At 70.2% G+C, this 17058-nt stretch carries 18 protein-coding genes, 1 tRNA gene and 2 pseudogenes; 10 read left to right on the forward strand and 11 right to left on the reverse strand.

Translation table 11 applies throughout. The features are described 5' to 3' along the window. Positions 1 to 8: 8 nt before the first annotated feature. Positions 9 to 719, reverse strand: a complete 711-nt coding sequence (locus tag GTY47_RS10535; RefSeq protein WP_040902636.1) for a TetR family transcriptional regulator — start codon at positions 717 to 719, stop codon at positions 9 to 11. A gap of 441 nt (positions 720 to 1160) precedes the next feature. Next, on the reverse strand, positions 1161 to 2159 hold the full coding sequence (locus tag GTY47_RS10540) for a sigma-70 family RNA polymerase sigma factor (protein ID WP_010035431.1): 999 nt from the start codon (positions 2157 to 2159) through the stop codon (positions 1161 to 1163). Between the two features lie 191 nt (positions 2160 to 2350). On the opposite strand from GTY47_RS10540, the gene GTY47_RS10545 reads away from it, so the two are divergent. Further along, positions 2351 to 2869 carry a GNAT family N-acetyltransferase gene (locus tag GTY47_RS10545; RefSeq protein ID WP_029180863.1) on the forward strand — a complete coding sequence of 173 codons (519 nt, stop codon included), beginning with the start codon at positions 2351 to 2353 and terminating at the stop codon, positions 2867 to 2869. 58 nt (positions 2870 to 2927) lie between these two features. Here GTY47_RS10545 and GTY47_RS10550 read toward each other — a convergent pair whose 3' ends face one another. After that, the gene (locus tag GTY47_RS10550) at positions 2928 to 3713 is read right to left on the reverse strand and encodes a class III extradiol ring-cleavage dioxygenase (RefSeq protein WP_010035437.1); all 786 of its coding nucleotides are present in this window, start codon (positions 3711 to 3713) and stop codon (positions 2928 to 2930) included. 90 nt (positions 3714 to 3803) lie between these two features. Here GTY47_RS10550 and GTY47_RS10555 point away from each other — a divergent pair, with 90 nt between their 5' ends. Next, on the forward strand, positions 3804 to 4337 hold the full coding sequence (locus tag GTY47_RS10555; RefSeq protein ID WP_010035440.1) for a MarR family transcriptional regulator: 534 nt from the start codon (positions 3804 to 3806) through the stop codon (positions 4335 to 4337). A gap of 88 nt (positions 4338 to 4425) precedes the next feature. Here the strand turns inward: GTY47_RS10555 and GTY47_RS10560 are convergent, their stop codons facing one another. Then, the gene (locus GTY47_RS10560; protein WP_010035443.1) at positions 4426 to 5973 is read right to left on the reverse strand and encodes an MFS transporter; all 1548 of its coding nucleotides are present in this window, start codon (positions 5971 to 5973) and stop codon (positions 4426 to 4428) included. A 143-nt stretch (positions 5974 to 6116) separates the two neighbouring features. Continuing rightward, positions 6117 to 6761, reverse strand: a complete 645-nt coding sequence (locus tag GTY47_RS10565) for a TetR/AcrR family transcriptional regulator (protein ID WP_010035445.1) — start codon at positions 6759 to 6761, stop codon at positions 6117 to 6119. A 415-nt stretch (positions 6762 to 7176) separates the two neighbouring features. Here GTY47_RS10565 and GTY47_RS10570 point away from each other — a divergent pair, with 415 nt between their 5' ends. From GTY47_RS10570 to GTY47_RS10580, 3 genes are all read left to right on the forward strand, one after another. Continuing rightward, positions 7177 to 8445, forward strand: coding sequence for a M6 family metalloprotease domain-containing protein (locus GTY47_RS10570; RefSeq protein ID WP_202458151.1), 1269 nt, complete (start codon positions 7177 to 7179; stop codon positions 8443 to 8445). A 121-nt stretch (positions 8446 to 8566) separates the two neighbouring features. Then, on the forward strand, positions 8567 to 10252 hold the full coding sequence (locus GTY47_RS10575; protein WP_010035449.1) for an IclR family transcriptional regulator C-terminal domain-containing protein: 1686 nt from the start codon (positions 8567 to 8569) through the stop codon (positions 10250 to 10252). A 90-nt stretch (positions 10253 to 10342) separates the two neighbouring features. Further along, positions 10343 to 10415: transfer RNA gene (locus GTY47_RS10580), tRNA-Arg, on the forward strand. 47 nt (positions 10416 to 10462) lie between these two features. Here GTY47_RS10580 and GTY47_RS10585 read toward each other — a convergent pair. After that, a complete protein-coding gene (locus tag GTY47_RS10585; RefSeq protein ID WP_231911165.1) occupies positions 10463 to 10993 on the reverse strand; it encodes a tyrosine-type recombinase/integrase in 531 nt (176 codons plus the stop codon). Between the two features lies 1 nt (position 10994). Here GTY47_RS10585 and GTY47_RS10590 point away from each other — a divergent pair, with 1 nt between their 5' ends. The 3 genes and pseudogenes from GTY47_RS10590 (at position 10995) to GTY47_RS10600 (ending at position 13891) form a co-directional block, all read left to right on the forward strand. Further along, the gene (locus GTY47_RS10590; protein WP_102514851.1) at positions 10995 to 11519 is read left to right on the forward strand and encodes a hypothetical protein; all 525 of its coding nucleotides are present in this window, start codon (positions 10995 to 10997) and stop codon (positions 11517 to 11519) included. 247 nt (positions 11520 to 11766) lie between these two features. Beyond that, entirely contained in the window at positions 11767 to 12294 is a 528-nt protein-coding gene (gene mobC, locus GTY47_RS10595) for a plasmid mobilization relaxosome protein MobC (RefSeq protein ID WP_231911164.1), read from the forward strand. Beyond that, positions 12291 to 13891: pseudogene (locus GTY47_RS10600) on the forward strand (mobilization protein). The gene mobC and the pseudogene GTY47_RS10600 overlap by 4 nt, the downstream one beginning before the upstream one ends. Before the next feature lie 97 nt (positions 13892 to 13988). Here GTY47_RS10600 and GTY47_RS10605 read toward each other — a convergent pair. The 3 genes from GTY47_RS10605 to GTY47_RS40175 are packed head-to-tail and all read right to left on the reverse strand — an operon-like array spanning position 13989 to position 15186. Beyond that, positions 13989 to 14186, reverse strand: a complete 198-nt coding sequence (locus tag GTY47_RS10605) for a hypothetical protein (protein WP_010035461.1) — start codon at positions 14184 to 14186, stop codon at positions 13989 to 13991. Continuing rightward, positions 14183 to 15013: a nuclear transport factor 2 family protein gene (locus GTY47_RS10610; protein ID WP_010035462.1), complete on the reverse strand. Its 831-nt coding sequence runs from the start codon at positions 15011 to 15013 to the stop codon at positions 14183 to 14185. Before GTY47_RS10610 ends, GTY47_RS10605 begins: the two co-directional genes overlap by 4 nt. After that, positions 15013 to 15186: a dioxygenase gene (locus tag GTY47_RS40175; protein ID WP_010035465.1), complete on the reverse strand. Its 174-nt coding sequence runs from the start codon at positions 15184 to 15186 to the stop codon at positions 15013 to 15015. Before GTY47_RS40175 ends, GTY47_RS10610 begins: the two co-directional genes overlap by 1 nt. 109 nt (positions 15187 to 15295) lie before the next feature. Between GTY47_RS40175 and GTY47_RS41825 the strand changes: the two are divergent. Beyond that, positions 15296 to 15517 (forward strand): annotated as a pseudogene (locus tag GTY47_RS41825) (transposase); the annotation flags it as partial. 64 nt (positions 15518 to 15581) lie between these two features. Here the strand turns inward: GTY47_RS41825 and GTY47_RS10620 are convergent. Further along, on the reverse strand, positions 15582 to 15794 hold the full coding sequence (locus tag GTY47_RS10620; RefSeq protein ID WP_010035471.1) for a hypothetical protein: 213 nt from the start codon (positions 15792 to 15794) through the stop codon (positions 15582 to 15584). A 10-nt stretch (positions 15795 to 15804) separates the two neighbouring features. Continuing rightward, positions 15805 to 16212, reverse strand: coding sequence for a nuclear transport factor 2 family protein (locus GTY47_RS10625; RefSeq protein WP_010035475.1), 408 nt, complete (start codon positions 16210 to 16212; stop codon positions 15805 to 15807). Positions 16213 to 16427: 215 nt separating this feature from the next. Between GTY47_RS10625 and GTY47_RS10630 the strand changes: the two genes are divergently transcribed. Next, positions 16428 to 17036: a TetR/AcrR family transcriptional regulator gene (locus GTY47_RS10630; protein WP_010035477.1), complete on the forward strand. Its 609-nt coding sequence runs from the start codon at positions 16428 to 16430 to the stop codon at positions 17034 to 17036. Positions 17037 to 17058: the final 22 nt, after the last annotated feature.

The following is a 17058-nucleotide window of genomic DNA, read 5'->3' on the forward strand; positions in this document are numbered from 1 at the left end:
GGGTCCTCTCAACGGCGTGACCGTCCATTGTCGAGTCGCCGGCTCTCCCAGGGGAAATCCCGCAGCACCCCCAGGTTCCGCAACGCCAGTTCCGCCGGTCCCTCCGGCCCGTCCGCCGGGACGTCCCCGGCCGCCGCCCAGCCCTCCACCGCCGCACGTACGGCCGCGCTCGCCACGGCGGCGGCGAAGCGCAGGTCCGAGGGCATGGCAACGTTATCGGGGTCGGCTGTCGAGGGAGCCCGCGCAGGACCGGCCGTCAGCCGCGCGGCCAGTACCTCCGTCAGCGACCGCTCGGACGCCTGGCACACCTCCGCCCACACCCTGCGCAGGGACGGGTTCGCCTCGGCGAGGCGCAGGAGCGTGCGGACCCACTCCCAGGAGGACGCCGAGACGCCTACGCCCGGGGTGAGGGTGTGCCGCACCCCGTGCTCCAGGGCCCGGAGCACGCTCGCGTCGGCGGGTGCCGCGCGTACCGCCTCCACCCAGCGCTGGGCGCCGGCCGCGTAGAGCGGGGCGACGGCCTCCTCCTTGGTGGCGAAGTACCGGTAGAAGGTGCGCGGGGCGATGCCGGCGGCCTGGGCGATGTCCTCCGCGCGGGTGGCGCGCAGGCCGTGCCGTACGAAGAGGCCGGCCGCGGCCCGGGCGATCTCCATGCGCGTCTCGGCCTTCCGCCGCTCGGTCAGCGAGGCCTGAGGAGGGGGCGGGGTGGTGCTGCTCACGCCCGGCAGGCTATGCCCATGTGACACAATCTGCCATCCGGCGGGCCACCCCGTGGTTCAGGTACGGGGTGCCCCGCCCTTCCACTTCCCCGCTCACGCAGAGAGCCGGGCCCCGGCGCCCGGGGGGAGGGACGCCGAAGCCCGGCCTTGGGAGAGTCCCGGCGCCGGGGGGAGTGCGACGGGACTTGGCTCTGGGGGGCAGGGGCGTGGCCCCGGCCCGAACTGGTGGGCCCGGAAGTCTTGTTCCCGGTCCCCGCGGATTGAAGCGGCGTTACATCGCCATGTTTGCGCGGTCTTTCGCCACCCGGCGTACGCGGCGGCCCCCGGGCGCACACCGTGCGTCACCCACAGCCCATGGGCGACACCCACAGGCCGCGGGACGGGTCGCACGCCCGGACGCCCACCGACGGACACCGGCACCGGCGAACACCGGCTCCGGCGTCACGCCGCCGCGTCGAACCCGGTGCTGCGCGCCAGCTTCTTCAGCTCCAGCAGCGCGTGCTTCTCGATCTGGCGGATGCGCTCGCGGGTCAGGCCGTGCTCCTTGCCGACCTCGGTCAGCGTGCGCTCCCGGCCGTCCTCGATGCCGTAGCGCATCTTGATGATCGAGGCCGTGCGCTGGTCGAGGCGGCCGATGAGGTCGTCGAGCTCCTCGCTGCGCAGCAGCGTGAGCACCGACTGCTCGGGCGACACCGCCGAGGTGTCCTCCAGGAGATCGCCGAACTGGGTCTCGCCCTCGTCGTCCACCGACATGTTCAGCGAGACCGGGTCGCGGGCCCAGTCGAGCACGTCGGTGACGCGCTCCGGCGTCGAGCCGAGTTCGGCGGCGATCTCCGCGGGCTCCGGGTCGCGCCCGTGCTCGCGGTTGAACTCGCGCTGCACCCGCCGGATCCGGCCAAGCTCCTCCACGAGGTGGACGGGCAGGCGGATCGTACGGGACTGGTCGGCTATGGAGCGGGTGATGGCCTGGCGGATCCACCACGTCGCGTACGTGGAGAACTTGAAGCCCTTGCGGTAGTCGAACTTCTCGACCGCGCGCACCAGGCCGGCGTTGCCCTCCTGGATCAGGTCCAGCAGCGGCAGACCGCTGCGGGGGTAGCGGCGGGCGACGGCGACGACCAGGCGGAGGTTGGAGCGGATGAAGACGTCCTTGGCCCGCTCCGCGTCGGCGACCAGGGCTTCGAGCTCCTCACGGGTGGCGTCCGCCTTGGTCTCCTCGTACCCGTCGAGGACCTGCCGCGCGAACACACCCGCTTCGATGACCTGGGACAGCTCGACTTCCTTGGCGGCGTCGAGCAGCGGTGTGCGCGCGATCTCGTCGAGGTACATGCCGACCAGGTCGCGATCGGCGATCTCGCCGCCATGGGCGCGAACACTGCTTGCCGCGTCGGCCGTCTCGCCGGTGGCGGACTGACGACGGGCGACGGCACGGGTTGCCATGCGTGCTCCCTTGCGATGTGAGGTCAGCGGGTGGTCCTTCGGACGCTGGACTCCGTCTCCGGGACTCTCCGGACTCTCCTCGGGTGCCCTGCATCCGATGGAAACAACGACTGGAATCAGGACAGAATTCCCAACCTGTCCCCCAATTTTTCGGATCATGCAGTACCCTGTCGGACCCACGAGGAGGCGCGGTGCCGTCGGAACCTACAGAGGTGCAGGTCAGGCCGGGAGTCGAGGGTGACCTCGAAGCCCTCACGGCCCTCTACAACCACTACGTACGTGAGACGGCGATCACATTCGATACCGCGATCTTCACTCCTGAAGAGCGCCGCCCTTGGCTGCTCTCCCACCCTGAAGACGGCCCGTACCGTCTGAGGGTTGCCCTGAACCCGGACTCACAGCGGATTCTGGGCTACGCCACGTCCAGCCCCTTCCGGGCGAAGCCCGCCTACGCGACCTCCGTGGAGACGACGGTGTACGTCGCCCCCGACGCCGGCCGCCGCGGCATCGGCACCCTCCTCTACAAGGCCCTCTTCGAGGCCCTGTCCGGGGAGGACCTGCACCGTGCCTACGCGGGCATCGCGCAGCCGAACGAGGCGTCGGCCCGGCTGCACGAGCGCTTCGGCTTCCGGTACGTCGGCACGTACCGGGAGGTCGGCCGCAAGTTCGGCCGCTACTGGGACGTGGCCTGGTACGAGAAGCCGCTGTAGGGACGGTCAGCCGAACACCGTTGGAGGGACGGTCAGCCGAACACCGCTGTAAAGGCGGTCAGCCGAACTGCACCGACCGTTTCGCCAGCCCCATCCAGAAGCCGTCGATCACCGACTTCTGCGCGTCCAGCTCGCCGGCCGCGTCGGCCGCGCCCAGGGTCACGAACAGCGGGGCGAAGTGCTCGGTGCGCGGGTGGGCGAGCTGCCCCGCGGGGGACTTGCGGGTGAAGTCGAGCAGGGCGTCCACGTCCCGCGCCTCCAGCGCCCGCCGGCCCCAGTCGTCGAACTCCGCCGACCAGGCGGGGATGCCGCCCTGCCGGAGCGCGGCCAGGTTGTGGGTGAAGAAGCCGGAGCCGACGATGAGCACGCCCTCGTCCCGCAGCGGGGCGAGCCTGCGGCCGATCTCCATGAGCCGGACCGGGTCGAGCGTCGGCATGGAGACCTGGAGGACCGGGATGTCGGCCTCCGGGTACATCTCGACCAGCGGGACGTACGCGCCGTGGTCGAGGCCGCGGTCGGGGACGTCCTGGACGGGAACACCGGGGGCGCGCAGCAGCTTCCGTACCGACTCGGCGAGCTCCGGTGCGCCGGGGGCCTCGTAGGTCACCCGGTAGTAGTGCTCGGGGAAGCCCCAGAAGTCGTAGACGAGCGGGACGGTCTCGGTGGCGCCGATGGCGAGCGGGGCCTCCTCCCAGTGGGCGGAGACCATCAGGATCGCCCGGGGGCGCGGCAGGCCGGCCGACCAGGCGGCCAGTTCACCGGGCCAGACCGGGTCGTCCGCCAGTGGCGGGGCACCGTGACTCAGGTACAGAGCGGGCATGCGCTCCTGGGTGGCGGCGGACATGCTGCGGCTCCTTCCAAAACATGGTTCCCTAACAAAACTGTACAGGGCATTTGTTTAAAGTTCAAGGAGGGGCCACGTAGAGTGGAAGACATGAAGGCACCCGCATCCGCACCGGCACCGGGCTCCGTGGCAGAGCCCGTGGAACCGCGCTGGCTCACCGACGAGGAACAGCGCGTATGGCGATCGTTCATGGAGGGCGTCACCCTCCTCGACGACCACCTCGACCGTCAGCTCCAGCGCGACGCGGGCATGCCGCACGTCTACTACGGCCTCCTGGTCAAGCTCGCCGAGGCGCCGCGGCGCCGGCTGCGGATGACGGAGCTCGCCATGCTGGCGAAGATCACCCGCTCCCGCCTCTCGCACGCCGTCGCGCGCCTCGAGAAGAACGGCTGGGTGCGCCGCGAGGACTGCCCCGACGACAAGCGGGGCCAGTTCGCCGTGCTGACGAACGAGGGTTACGAGGTGCTGCGGCAGACCGCGCCGGGTCATGTGGAGGCCGTGCGGCAGGCGGTCTTCGACCGGCTCACCCCGGAACAGCAGAAGTCCCTCGGCGAGATCATGCGGATCATCGCCGAGGGACTTCAGCCGGCCGAAGCCGGTGCGGACCTGCCCTGGCTCCGCTGAGCCGGGGCAGGTCCTGGAATCCGTAGGTACGAGGCGTCCCCTTCCTCGTGCCTACGGAGGGCCCGAAGGGGTTTTCCCGGTACGGCCGTCAGTGGGCGACGACCGGGACCTGCACCTCGTCCGCCACGCCCTCGCCGGAACGGGAGCCGGTCACCGCGGCGCTGCCGGGGCGGCCCGCGTTGACGAAGGTCAGGGCGATCGCGGCGGCCACGACGAGGATGCCGACGGCGAACCAGATGGCGCTCGTGTAGCCCTCGACCATGCCCTCCAGCTGGACCAGCTGCTGCTGGGACCGGCTGCCGGCCCCGGCGATGTGGTCCGCGATGTAGGACGTGGTGGCCGAGGCGGCGATCGTGTTCAGCAGGGCCGTACCGATCGCGCCGCCCACCTGCTGCGAGGTGTTGACCATCGCGGAGGCGACACCGGCGTCCCGCGGCTCGACACCCTGGGTGGCCAGGGACATGGCCGGCATGAACGCCGTACCCATGCCGAGGCCGAGCAGCAGCATCGCCGGCAGCAGCAGGGCCGCGTACGAGGAGCCGATCTCCAGTCGGGTCAGCAGCAGCATGCCGAGGGCTGCGACCAGGAAGCCGGGGCCCATCAGCAGGCGCGGCGCGACCCGGGTCATCAGGCGGGTGCCGATCTGGGTGGAACCCGTGATCATGCCCGCGATCATCGGCAGGAACGCGAACCCGGTCTTGACCGGCGAGTACCCCTTCACGATCTGGAGGTAGTAGGTCAGGAAGAGGAACAGGCCGAACATCGCGATGATCGCGAGACCGAGGGAGAGGTAGATGCCACCCCGGTTGCGCTCCGTGATCACGCGCAGCGGCAGCAGCGGGGCCTTCACCCTGGACTCGACGACCACGAAGGTCGCGAGCAGGACGACGGAGGCCACGAACATGCCGATGGTCACGGAGTCGCTCCAGCCCGCGGACTCGGCGCGGGTGAAGCCGTAGACGAGGGCGACCAGGCCGAGGGTGGACAGGACGACGCCCGGGATGTCGAGCGGGGAGCGGTTGCGGCCGCCCTCCGGCTCACGGATGACGAAGTACGCACCGGCCGCGGCGACGATGGCGAACGGGATGTTCACGAAGAACGTCCAGCGCCAGTCCAGGTACTCGGTGAGGAAGCCGCCCAGGATCAGACCGACGGCACCGCCGCCACCGGCGATCGCGCCGTAGATGCCGAACGCCTTGGCGCGCTCCTTGGCGTCGGTGAACATCACGGCGAGCAGGGAGAGCGCGGCGGGCGCGAGCAGGGCACCGAAGACGCCCTGGAGCGCGCGGGCGCCGAACATCATCGCCTCGTTGGTCGCCGCGCCGCCGAGCGCGGAGGCGACGGCGAAGCCGCCGAGCCCGAGGACGAACGCCCTCTTGCGGCCCCACAGGTCGGCTATCCGGCCGCCGAACAGAAGCAGACCGCCGAAGGCGAGCGCGTAGGCCGTGACGACCCACTGCCGGTTGCCGTCGGAGATGCCCAGGTCCTGCTGGGCGGAGGGCAGGGCGATGTTCACGATGGTGGCGTCCAGGACGACCATCAGCTGGGCCAGCGCGATGAAGACGAGCGCTTTCCAGCGGCCGGCGTCCGGCGAGGCCGCCGGAGCGCCGAGAGCCTTTGAGGCTGTTTCAGACATGGGGGTACCCACTTCGGGACAAGGTGACGGAAAAAGGTGACGTCGAGGGACGACTCGACGACCGGCGTGGCCGCGAGTTCTGTGTGGTGGAGATCTGTGGAGATCTGTGTGGGGTGACTGGGGTGGCGCCGGGATCTAATCGGTCAGGATTGGCGGAGGTCCTCCATGGTCACTGCCGCGCCCGGCAGGGCGGAACGGGCCGGGGCCCGCAGTCCGTCCAGGAACAGCTGAAGATGACGGTGTACGAAGCGGTCGGCACTGAAGCACGCCGTGCCGGCCGGGGGCCTGCTGAGCTGGGCCACGGCGACCATCAGGTCACCGACGCCCACGTCGGGGCGGAGCTGGCCGGCCGCCTTGGCGCGGTCCATGACCGTCTCGAGGATCCGCTCCACGCGCTCGCGCGCCGCCTCCAGGTCGGGGTGGTTCTCGTCGAACGTGCTCGAGACCATCGGGCACAGCGCACTGATCCGCTCGTCGGCGGAGGTGTGCACGAAGCGCTCCAGGGCCTCGAAGGCGTCCCCGGTCTCCGCGAGCGCGCGCTCGCCGGCCGCGCCCGTGCGGTCCAGCACGGAGCAGACGACCTCGCGCACGAGGGCGTCGCGGTCCGGGAAGTTGCGGTACACCGTGGCGTTGCCGACGCCGGCCCGGCGGGCGATCTCGTCGAGCGGCACCTCGGGGCCGTGCTCGACGAACATCTCCCGGGCGGCGGTGACGATCCGCTCCCGGTTGCGCAGGGCGTCGGCACGGGGCCGGGGCGCCTTGCGCGGTGCGGGGGTGGCGGTCTGCACGGTGTGCTCCTGGGTGGGTCCGGGTGATCTAGGTGATCCGTGGTCTGGGTGTGCGGTGATGCGATCCGGGGAGAGGCTCCCCGTTTCAGTCGGACACATGGCTAAACGGGGACCGGGTCCCCGGTATTTCCCGCGCTCGGGATTTTTGTTTGTGACCTGGCTCACAAGGTTGGCCCGCTCCTGACACGGCTGCCACACGCCGCTACTCACGGGAAACCCACGATCGGTCTCCTCCAACGCGCGTCCGCACACCCCGCGACGCAGGGTGATCGCAAGGGCGCAGCCGGAGACCGGAGGCTGCCGTGGCGCGGGAGGTTCCATGCAGGTCCCTCGCACGCGGCCGCAGCCCTCGCAGCCCCGGCGCCCCCGGTCGGATGTCCCGGGGCCGCCCGGCCACCGGATACGCCGGCGGCGTCTGGCCGCTCTCGCCTGCGTGACCGCCCTGACCTTCACGGTCAGCACCTCGGCCGGCACGGGCCACCTCGCCCCGGGCGCCACCACGGCCGGAGCCGGCCCGATCGTCCTGTCCCGCAGCTCCGCGCACGGTCCCTGCCTGATCCGCGGCGCCCGCGAGGTCCAGATGTCCGAGGGCATCCCCACCACCGGCGGCTACGCCCGTTCCACCGGCACCGTCCGCGCCCTCACCCTGATGATCGACTTCTCCGACGCCCCCGGCGAGGGCAAGGCCCTGGACCGCTACCGGGAGTTCTTCCCGCAGACCCGGCACTGGTTCCGCACCAGCTCCTACGGCCGCCTCGACTACCGCCCCGCGACCCCGATCCCGGAGTGGCTGCGGATGCCGAAGTCCTTCCGCGAGTACGGCATAGAGCGCGGCGCCCCCTTCGACCCCGGCTACCGCGCGCTGGTCCAGGACCTCGTGGCCGTGGCCGACCCGAAGGTGGACTTCCGCGCGTACGACCTGCTGAACGTACTGGTCACCCCGAACGCCGGCCCTTCCGCCCTCGACACCGTCCTCTCGGTCACCTTCGCCGGCAACCCCGAGGCGCCGACGGCGGACGGCATACCCGTGGCCAACGCCTCCTTCGTCTACTCCCGCCAGGACGACGGCTCCGGCTCCTACGACCGCACCGGCTACCGCGTCCTCCCCCACGAGAACGGCCACGTCTTCGGCCTGCCCGACCTGTACACCGCGGAGGGCGGGGGCGCGGTCGGCCACTGGGACATCATGAGCGAGGACTGGGGCGCCAACAACGACCTCCTCGGCTGGCACAAGTGGAAACTGGGCTGGCTCGACGCCGCGCAGGTGCACTGCGTATCGACTCCGGGCACCACGGAGTTCACCCTGACGCCGCTGGCCCGCACGGGCGGCTCCAAGCTGGTCGTCGTACCCCTGGACAGCAGCACCGGCTACGCCGTCGAACTGCGCACCCGCGCCGGCAACGACGAGGCGGTGTGCCGCCCGGGCGTCCTGATCTACAAGGTCGACGCCACGGTGGACACGGGCATGGGCCCGGTCACCGTCCAGGACTCCCGCCGCGACAGCGGCGGCTGCACACGCGCGCCGAACGTCCACTCGGAACTGTCCGACGCGACGTTCGTGCCGGGAGAGACGTTCTCGGACCGGCAGCGTGGGGTCGTGATCAGGGTGGTGGAGGCGGAACCGTCGGGGGACCACCGGGTGCGGGTGACGCGGGAGTCGGTGGCGGCGGGCAGCGGGAGGTAGCGGCCGGCACGGGGTGCCGTTGGCACCGGGCAGATCAGCGCGCGGTAGCAGGACCGGTTCCGGATTACGGTAGGCCTGCCGCGACTGCCGCGGGTGCCGCGACCGCCGTACCGGAGAGCCGATGCCAGCGAAGCCCACGCATGACGCCCAGGGGGCGGTCCCACCGGTCGACGGGACCGGGGCGACACCACGGGCCGGCGGGCAGACGGGGTCGCCGCCCACTGAGGCGGTCACGCCGCTGATCCGCGGCATCGCGGTCCTGCGGGAGCTGACCGAGTCGAACGGCACCCTGAGCCTCAGCGCCCTCGAACGAGCCACCGGCCTCGCCCGCTCCACGGTCGACCGCATCACGGCGACACTCGCCCGCATGGACTACGTCCGTGTGGACGGCCGGGACGTACACCTGGCCCCCCGCCTGATGGAACTGGGCAACGCCTACCTCTCCGCACTGCGCCTCCCCTCCCTCCTCTCCGCCCGAGCGGACGCCCTGGCCGACGAACTCGACGAGTCGGTGTCCCTCGCGGTCGCCGACCGCGACGGCATCCGCTTCATCCACCAGGCGACCCGCCGCCGCGCGATGTCCCTCAGCTTCCGCATCGGCGACCTGCTCCCAGCCGAACGCACCGCACCGGGCCCGCTGTTCGCGACGGAGTGGACGGAAACCGACTGGCAACACTGGCGCGACCGCAGGGCGGCGGACCCGAGGGACCTGTCCTTCACGGCCGTACCGCCGCGCACGTACGGAGCGGACGCACGGGACGACGAGGCCTTCGCCGGCCGTACGGAAGAGGCGGCCGCGGAGGGCTGGGCCCTGGACGACCAACTGATCGAACCGGGCCTGGTGGCGGTCTCCGTACCGGTCCGGTCCCCGCACGCAGGCGACAGCCGGAAGATCGCCTGCGTGGCGAGCGTGGTCAGCCACACGAGCCGGCACACCGCACACGACCTACGCACCACCCTGCTGCCGAGGTTGCGGTCGGCGGTGACGGAGATGGAACGCGTACTGCACCGCACACCACCCCCGGAGCCCGGCCCGCCCCCGGCCGACCTGGCCCTCTGGACGGGCGCGTCCAAGCAACAGCTGGGCCGCGACTTCATCGAATCCCTGGCACGGGGCCTGACGGTCCTCACGGCCTTCGGCGAGGGCAGGCCGGAGCTGACCCTCACGCAGGTGGCCCAGGCGACGGGCCTGGCCCGGGCGACGGCCCGCCGAGCACTGATCACCTACGAACACCTGGGCCTGGTGACCACCCCGAGCCCGCGCACCTTCGCCCTGACCCCCCGGGTCCTCTCCCTGGGCTTCCCACCCCTGTCCCGCACGTCCCTCCCCGAAATCGCCCAGCCCCACCTGTCCGACCTGACGTCCCGCATCCACGAGTCGACGTCACTGGCGGTGCTCTCGGACCCGGGCGAGGAGATCCAGTACACGGCCAGGGTGACGACGGGCCGGGTGATGAGCGTGAACATCACGCTGGGCACGCGCCTGCCCGCGCACGCGACGGCACTGGGACGAGTCCTACTGGCAGACACCCGCGCGAACCACGAGCAACTCGACCTGCCCTCGATCCGCTCCCAGGGCTACGCCCTCGTGGACGAGGAACTGGAAGAGGGCCTCCGCTCCCTCGCGGTCCCGATCCGCGACCGTTCCGGAAGAGTCGTGGCCGCCCTGAACACAGCGATGCACGCGAGCCGCCACACCCTGCGCGCATGCCTGACGGACCTGCTCCCCGAACTGATCTCAACCGCCACCCGCATCGAGTCGGACCTCCACACCGCCGGCCGCTTCACCCACGTCCCCCTGACCTGACCCCCACACCCACCCGACCCGTATCCGGTACGCTGACGCCTGTGGTCCTCCCAGACCACAGGCACGCCGCTGCTTGCGTCCGATGCCACTGCCTTCGTAGCTCAGGGGATAGAGCACCGCTCTCCTAAAGCGGGTGTCGCAGGTTCGAATCCTGCCGGGGGCACAACGTGTTACCGCTCTGACCTGGGGATTCTCCCCCAGGGAGGGCTTCTACTCGGCCTCGGACTCCTCGTCCGGGGCCGTTTGCGTGAGCGGTGCGTGAGCGGACGGAGAGTTGATCTCCGGAATTCCTCCCAACGGATCAGCATCATCCGGCACGGACTCCGGGCCGGGATGTTCCGTGTCGTCGGGCTCGGGCTCCGCTTCGGGAGCGGTGTTCTCGGAGGTGGCGCGGGCGCGCGGGACGAGCCGGGCTGCGGCCTCGGCGATCGCCAGGTCCGCTTCGGGGAGCAGGCTCGTGTACGTGTCGGCCGTGATGGTGATCGAGGAGTGGCCGAGCATCTCCTGGATGTCCTTCAGGTCGGCCCCGGCCGCGTGGTCGAGGGTCGCGGCGCCGTGGCGGAGGTCGTGGAGCCGGACCGGTGGGAGGCCGATCTCCTCGTACAGCTCGATGAACCGCCGTGTGACGTTGGCGGAGTGGAGCATCTCGCCGTTCTCCTTGGTGAAGACGCGCCCCGTCTCCACCCAGGCGCTCCCCCACTCCTTGCGGTCCGGGGTCAGCGGCACGGGCAACACCAGCACCGTGCCCATCCTCGACTACGTGGTCGCCGCGGTTCCCCCGACTGCGGCCCTGCTGGCCTTCGGCGTCCTGATGCGGCAGATCCACCAGCTCGTGGCTGACCCCACCCCCGAAGGCCACTCCTGTGCCGATCACGGCCACAGCGGCAGTGTCGGCGCCCAGCCCTCCACTCTTGCCCAGGACGACTCCGGTCTGCCGGAGCCAGCCGGTCTAGACGCGGTAGCCGGTCAAGGCGACGTGGCGCGGGTTGCCGCCGATGTGCCCGAGTCCTCGCACCCTTCCGCCAAGACAGAAGATCAGCAGGCCCGCACTGCGTCCGACGAACTCCTAGCCATCGCACGAACCACGCAACCAGGACGCGGAGGACGCGCCTCACGCCGCCACGTCGAAGCAGCAATCCGTGGCCAGGGCCTCTCGATCAGCAAGGCCGACGCGGAAACGCTCAAGAACATCCTGCAGACCGAGCTCGACGAGGCCGCCTCGTCGCAGTCGGCCGAACCCGACACGGCCCGCGCTGGCTCCCTCTGAGCCCCACAGCCGATCCCCCCACTCGACCACCCATCACTCGTCCCCGCGCAGGTCAGCGTGGGGACGAGTGACCGACCCGCAGCTGGTCGAACCGAGACCACCCCGCACCAGCAACGCCCAACGGAGAACCGCCTCATGCACGACGCGCGCCGTGAACTCCCCACTACGCAAGAGGGAATGACCAGCACAGCCACCCACGCGCCGGCAAGGTATGCCGCTGGACCGTCCAAGGACGGCCTCAGCGGGGATGCCTCCGCCCCGGGGGTGGCGGAGGCGCTCGGGCGCCAGGGGGCGCCGGAGGGGGAACAGCCCGTCGACTCCGCTGCCGCGTGCCGCCGAAGCCGCTGCCCTGCACCGCGTCGCCCGTCGGCGCAAGCCCGACCCGAACGGCCAGCGCAAGGAGCGAGTCGACGCTCGCTACAGCGTCGAGGAGAAGACCAACATCCTCCGCATGGCGCGGTCGCTGAACATCGCCGGCGCCCACTACGTCGGCGCCGTCGTCATGGCACACGTCCACGGAGACCTCGCCCTGCCCGGCCAGCGAACCCCGCTCGACGACTACATCGACGAGCTGACCGCCCTCCGTGGCGAGGTCGCCAAGATCGGCCACAACATCAACCAGATCGCCAAGAAGCTCAACTCCGGCGGCCATCCACACCATGTGGACACCGCCCTCCTGGCTCAGGCCGAGGCCACCCTGATCGCAGTCGGCGCCACCGTTCGCCACATCGCGGCAGGCGCGAACGAGGCTGTCTCCAGGAAGGTGGCGCGGTGATCGCGAAGATCAGCAGTGGCAAGGAGACTGCGGGCTTGATCCGGTACCTGTTCGACACGAAGAGGGCCAAGGACCACACCGACCCGCACCTGGTCGCCTCATGGGACGGCTTCGCCCCCGACCCCGGCCGCTCCGAGGACGCTGACGCCACCAGGAGGCTCCTCGTGGCGGACCTCGACCTGCACGTCAAGCAGGCCCGGCGGCTCGGCCGCGCTCCCGAGAAGCACGTGTGGCACTGCTCAATCCGCGCCGCCGAGACCGACCGCCACCTCAGCGACGAGGAGTGGGCCGACATCGCCCGCCGCGTCGTCGCCGCCACCGGCATCTCGCCCGATGGTGATCCGGACGGCTGCCGCTGGGTGGCCGTCCGCCACGCCCCCGACCACATCCACATCGCCGCCACCAAGGTCCGGGCGGATCTGCGTACTGCCCGCCACTGGCACGACTACCTCACCGCCGACCGCGAACTCGCCTCGATCGAGAAGGAATACGGCCTGTTCCAAGTCGTACGCGGAGACCGCACCGCCGCCAAACGGCCGACCCGCGCCGAGCAGGAGAAGGCCCGTCGCGCTGGTCAGAACAAGACCGCCTCTGAACGACTGCGCAGCACCGTCCGCACCGCCGTGGCCGCCGCCTCCAGCATGGAGGAGTTCGTCGACCTGCTCCACCACCTGGACGGCGTGCTCGTCGAAATCGTGTACTTCCCCTCCGGCGACGTACGCGGCTACAAGGTCGCCGTCGAAGACGACGCAGGCGGCCCGATCTGGTACTCCGGCTCCAAACTCGCTCCGGACCTGTCCTTCCCCAAGATCCAAGAACGCCTGGAAAACATCGACTCGCAGCCCGCCGACCAGCCTGGCCGACGCAGGCCCGACTCATGGCACCAGGCCACCGCCACGACCGAGCGCATCCCCCATCACCTCGACCAAGCCGACGACGAAGCCTCCCAAGCCCACCTCGCCGCCTTCGGCGAAGCCCTCGACGCCCTCCCCCTCCTCGCACCCCAGCCCCTGCGCTCCCAACTCCGAGAAGCAGCGACGGCGTTCGCCGCCCTGGCGATGTTCCTGGATGCTGCGATCCTCGTCGTCACCGCCGCGGCCCGCTGGCACCAGCTCCGCCACCACGACCAGCAGGTCGCCGCCGCCCACCAGACTCTGCTCCACCTCCAGGCCGCCTACGACCAAGCCGCAGCCGCACCCCTGGCCGTCCTTGCACAGCGCCGACCGCTGACCGTGGAACGGCACATCCGCCAGATACGCCGGGCGGTGCCAGACCATGCGGAGCAGGTCATCGAGGACTCCGCCTTCGGCGCTCTCACCGCCGTCCTCGCCGAAGCCGAGGCAGTCGGCCACGACCCGGAGCAGCTCCTCAGCATGCGGCCGACCAGCGCGCTCTGGACGATGCCCGCCGCCCCGCACGGGTCCTGACCTGGCGGATCCAACGCCTCGGCGCACAGCCTGCACCCAGTGCACAAGCCCGCGCAGCACAAGCCCAGAGCCCTGCTTGGGCCGACAGCGCAGCACAGCGCCCCAACACTCCGGTCCACCACGCAGCCGCCGCTCCGGCCCCGCAACCGCCGCAAGCACGACGCCGCTGATCACGACTCCACAGGCAACGTGGGAGCGCGCCGCGTGGTGTCGCCGATCACCGGGCATGACCCCGATCGGCGCCGGGTTGTGCTTGCCGTACGGCGATCAGCTGATCAGGGGGGCCGCGGGTTCCTCGTTGTCCGGCCGGTACACGTCGACGTAGACGTGTAGACCCGGTGAGACCTCGACGGCGATGTCACGCTCGATGAGCATGCCCTTGCGCCGTTCGACCCGCGGTCGCGGCGGGTGGCCGGCCCGCGACTCCGGCGTCGACAGCGGTGCGCGGAACAGGTAATCGGTCATGCCGACTCCGCGACGAAAGGTCCCCGCAACTCGCCGCGGGGTGCCAGGTCGATGCGGTTGATGCGCCCGTCATGCAGGCCGTAGTGGATGAAGTAGTCGTTCTCGACACTCTCGCCCTGCCTCAGGGGCCCGACGGGGAAGTCCGGCGCGTCCACTACGGCCGTGATGCGCGTGGTTGCCTCCAGCGCGATGCCGTGCTTGTCGATGATCACCGCGTGCGCGGTGACGTTCTCTCGGACGGTCTGGAACATCTTCCTGTAGAACGCGGCCACGGCGTCCGGTCCGCGCAGCACGCCCACGGAGGGCAGCGTCAGCTCGATGTCGTCGGCGTAGAAGAGGGGGAACCGTTCGGTGTTCGCGGTGCTGAGCGAGATGAGGTAGTCCAGGAAGGCACGCCGTCCGGCGGCGGTCGGCGTGATCCGGGTCGGTGCGGGGCTCACACCCTGTCCGGCCTTCCAGGTCGCGGCCCGCAGCGCGGCGATCTTCTCCCCCGCGGGGTCGAGCTCGTAGGTGACGAAGAACTTGACCGTGGTCAGCTCGCCGCGGGCGAGCGGCCCGAACACGAAGTCCGGCCGGTCCTCGGTCGCCTGGAAATCCGTGTCGATCTCGGCGGCGACGTGCGTGCCGCTGCGGGTGACCACCTGCGGCCGCATCGTCTCGCGGATGCCGTCATGGGCCTGATGGAGGAACGCCCGGATCTCCTCACGGCCACGCAGGTCCACGCTCGACCCGGAGAACCGGGCGTCCTCGGTGAAGTAACGCTCCACCAGGGCATCGTCGTCCCCGGCGTTGAAAGCCTCCTCGTAGGCGGCATAGTCGAATGGCATCACAGCGCCCCTCCGACAGCCGCGGGGACGAGCTCGTCGGCGCCGGCCTGAAAGAAGATCCCGTTGATTTCCCGCGGGATCTCGCCCTCAACCTCGACATCCTCAAGACTCATTTCGAAACGGTTGGGGGCGTAAAATTCGCGACCCGGGGGAACAGGGGGGAATTGCACCATGGCAGACTCCTCGTAGGGTTTCCTTGCGTGATGAGCGTTGTTGCGGCAGCCGTGCAGCGCGACGACTTAGACGTCGTTTCCTTTGGCGTGATCGCTCGTTGAGCCGCGCATGACGGATCTGGTCGAGCGGTTGGTACCGGACGAGTTGTGGCTGCTGTTTCGCCGAGTGGTCCCGCCGACGGAGATGAAGCGTCTGCAGGGCGGAGGCAGACGGCGGGCGGGAGACCGCGAATGCCTGGCGGCGATCATCTTCGTGGCCACCTCGGGGTGCACATGGCGGCAGTTGCCCCCGGTGTTCGGCCCGGCCTGGCCGACGGTGTACCGGCGCTTCGCCCGGTGGGGCTCACACAGATTTTCCTGCATGTACTCGCTGAGGGGACGGCCGGTCGCCCGGGTCAGCAGTGCTCCCAGTGGTCGCAGGAATGGACGGCGATCTTCCGGCCGTACGCCGCTGCACCGAGGACCGAGGCGTTGACCTCGTCGTCGGGCCGTGGCGAGACGACGAGGTCGGGTGCGCGGTCGAACCGCAGCTTGTTGAACACCAGCCGGTGCAGGCGCTCAGCGAAACCCGCTTCCCCGCGTGGCAGCTGCGGAACTCCCGTACTCATGGTCGTGCTCTCACCCGACGACGAGCTGGCGCGACTCGTGCCAGTGGATGAATCGCCAACCGTCGTCAGTCCGACGCAGAGCGGCCGAGAGCCGTGAGTCGCCGGCGAGTGGCTCGCTGGAGTCCTTGAACTCGACCTTGGTGTGGCCCCGCCAGTAGACGAGCGCGACATCGCCGAGCACAGCGACGTGGCTGCTGTACTCACGCCCTTCGATCCGGTCGACGAATCCCGGAAGCTGGCGCCAGTAGTCGACGATCGCGTCCCACGTCGTGAGGGCGGCTTCGATCTCCTCCGGCTGGTAGACCAGGTGCTCGTAGCCGTCGTCCCACAGATCCTTCATCGCCTCGGGGTCCATCGCCTGCATCGCCTGGGCGAAGGCCGTGCTCGCGGCGCGGACTGCCGTCTCGTCGTCAGTCATCAGTGTCTTTGTCGTGTCAGTCATCAGTGTCCTTGTCGTGATGGAAGGTCCGGCTATTGATGCGCGTGCCGGATCAGTCATCGTCGTCCCTCAGGGGGTCCCGACCGATGCGGAGGCTTCCGGCTTCGGTGCATGAAAAAGTAGCAGTACCACTCGGTTAGGACAACCAGTTGGTACACTTAATCGACCACGCAAGCGGAGGAGGACGACAGCTGATGAGTTCCGAGCGCGTCGACGGGCGGACCCTCCGGTTTCAGCACCGGCGGCCGGAGCTGCTGGCCGCGGCCACCGAGTACGTCCTCGATCACGGCATCGCCGGCCTGTCGCTGCGTCCGGTGGCCCAGGCGCTGGGGGTGACCCACGCGACGCTGCTGCGCCACTTCTCGTCGAAGGACGAGCTGATCAAGTGCGTAGTGGAGAAGATGCGCACCGATCTCTTCGCTCAGGTGACCGCCGACAGGGAACTCCAGGAAGCCGGGTCGACGGCACAACTGCTGAGGGTCACTTGGCGACGGCTGTGCGAGCCGAAGGAGCAGCGGCAGTTCCTGCTCCTGTTCGAAATGGTCGCCGCCAAGGGGTGGCAGTCCAGCGACGGCGGAGAGCTCGCGCGGTCGATGGACGACTTCGTCGATTTCATCTCCGGGTGGCTCCGGCAGGACGGGTGGGCGCCCGAGGACGCGTCAACCCTGGCCACCCTCCTCCTGGCTCAGATACGGGGACTTCAGCTCGACCTTCTCGTCTCGGGAGACCGCGCACGGGCCGACCGGGCGTTCGAGTTCGCCCTCGCTCTCCTCGAGCCTCGGACGGGGCCGAGCGTGTCCTGACAGCGGCTGGACCACTGCCGAC

This window comes from Streptomyces sp. SID5464, assembly GCF_009862985.1.
Taxonomy (GTDB): domain Bacteria; phylum Actinomycetota; class Actinomycetes; order Streptomycetales; family Streptomycetaceae; genus Streptomyces; species Streptomyces chartreusis_D.

Bases quoted from the DNA above. Each gene is read 5' to 3' on its own strand.
- GTY47_RS10540 (WP_010035431.1), bottom strand. From the start codon at position 2,159: ATGGCAACCCGTGCCGTCGCCCGTCGTCAGTCCGCCACCGGCGAGACG.
- GTY47_RS10550 (WP_010035437.1), bottom strand. From the start codon at position 3,713: ATGTCCGCCGCCACCCAGGAGCGCATGCCCGCTCTGTACCTGAGTCAC.
- GTY47_RS10555 (WP_010035440.1), top strand. From the start codon at position 3,804: ATGAAGGCACCCGCATCCGCACCGGCACCGGGCTCCGTGGCAGAGCCC.
- GTY47_RS10560 (WP_010035443.1), bottom strand. From the start codon at position 5,973: ATGTCTGAAACAGCCTCAAAGGCTCTCGGCGCTCCGGCGGCCTCGCCG.
- GTY47_RS10575 (WP_010035449.1), top strand. From the start codon at position 8,567: ATGCCAGCGAAGCCCACGCATGACGCCCAGGGGGCGGTCCCACCGGTC.
- mobC (WP_231911164.1), top strand. From the start codon at position 11,767: ATGCCTCCGCCCCGGGGGTGGCGGAGGCGCTCGGGCGCCAGGGGGCGC.
- GTY47_RS10605 (WP_010035461.1), bottom strand. From the start codon at position 14,186: ATGACCGATTACCTGTTCCGCGCACCGCTGTCGACGCCGGAGTCGCGG.
- GTY47_RS10610 (WP_010035462.1), bottom strand. From the start codon at position 15,013: ATGCCATTCGACTATGCCGCCTACGAGGAGGCTTTCAACGCCGGGGAC.
- GTY47_RS40175 (WP_010035465.1), bottom strand. From the start codon at position 15,186: ATGGTGCAATTCCCCCCTGTTCCCCCGGGTCGCGAATTTTACGCCCCC.
- GTY47_RS10620 (WP_010035471.1), bottom strand. From the start codon at position 15,794: ATGAGTACGGGAGTTCCGCAGCTGCCACGCGGGGAAGCGGGTTTCGCT.
- GTY47_RS10625 (WP_010035475.1), bottom strand. From the start codon at position 16,212: ATGACTGACGACGAGACGGCAGTCCGCGCCGCGAGCACGGCCTTCGCC.
- GTY47_RS10630 (WP_010035477.1), top strand. From the start codon at position 16,428: ATGAGTTCCGAGCGCGTCGACGGGCGGACCCTCCGGTTTCAGCACCGG.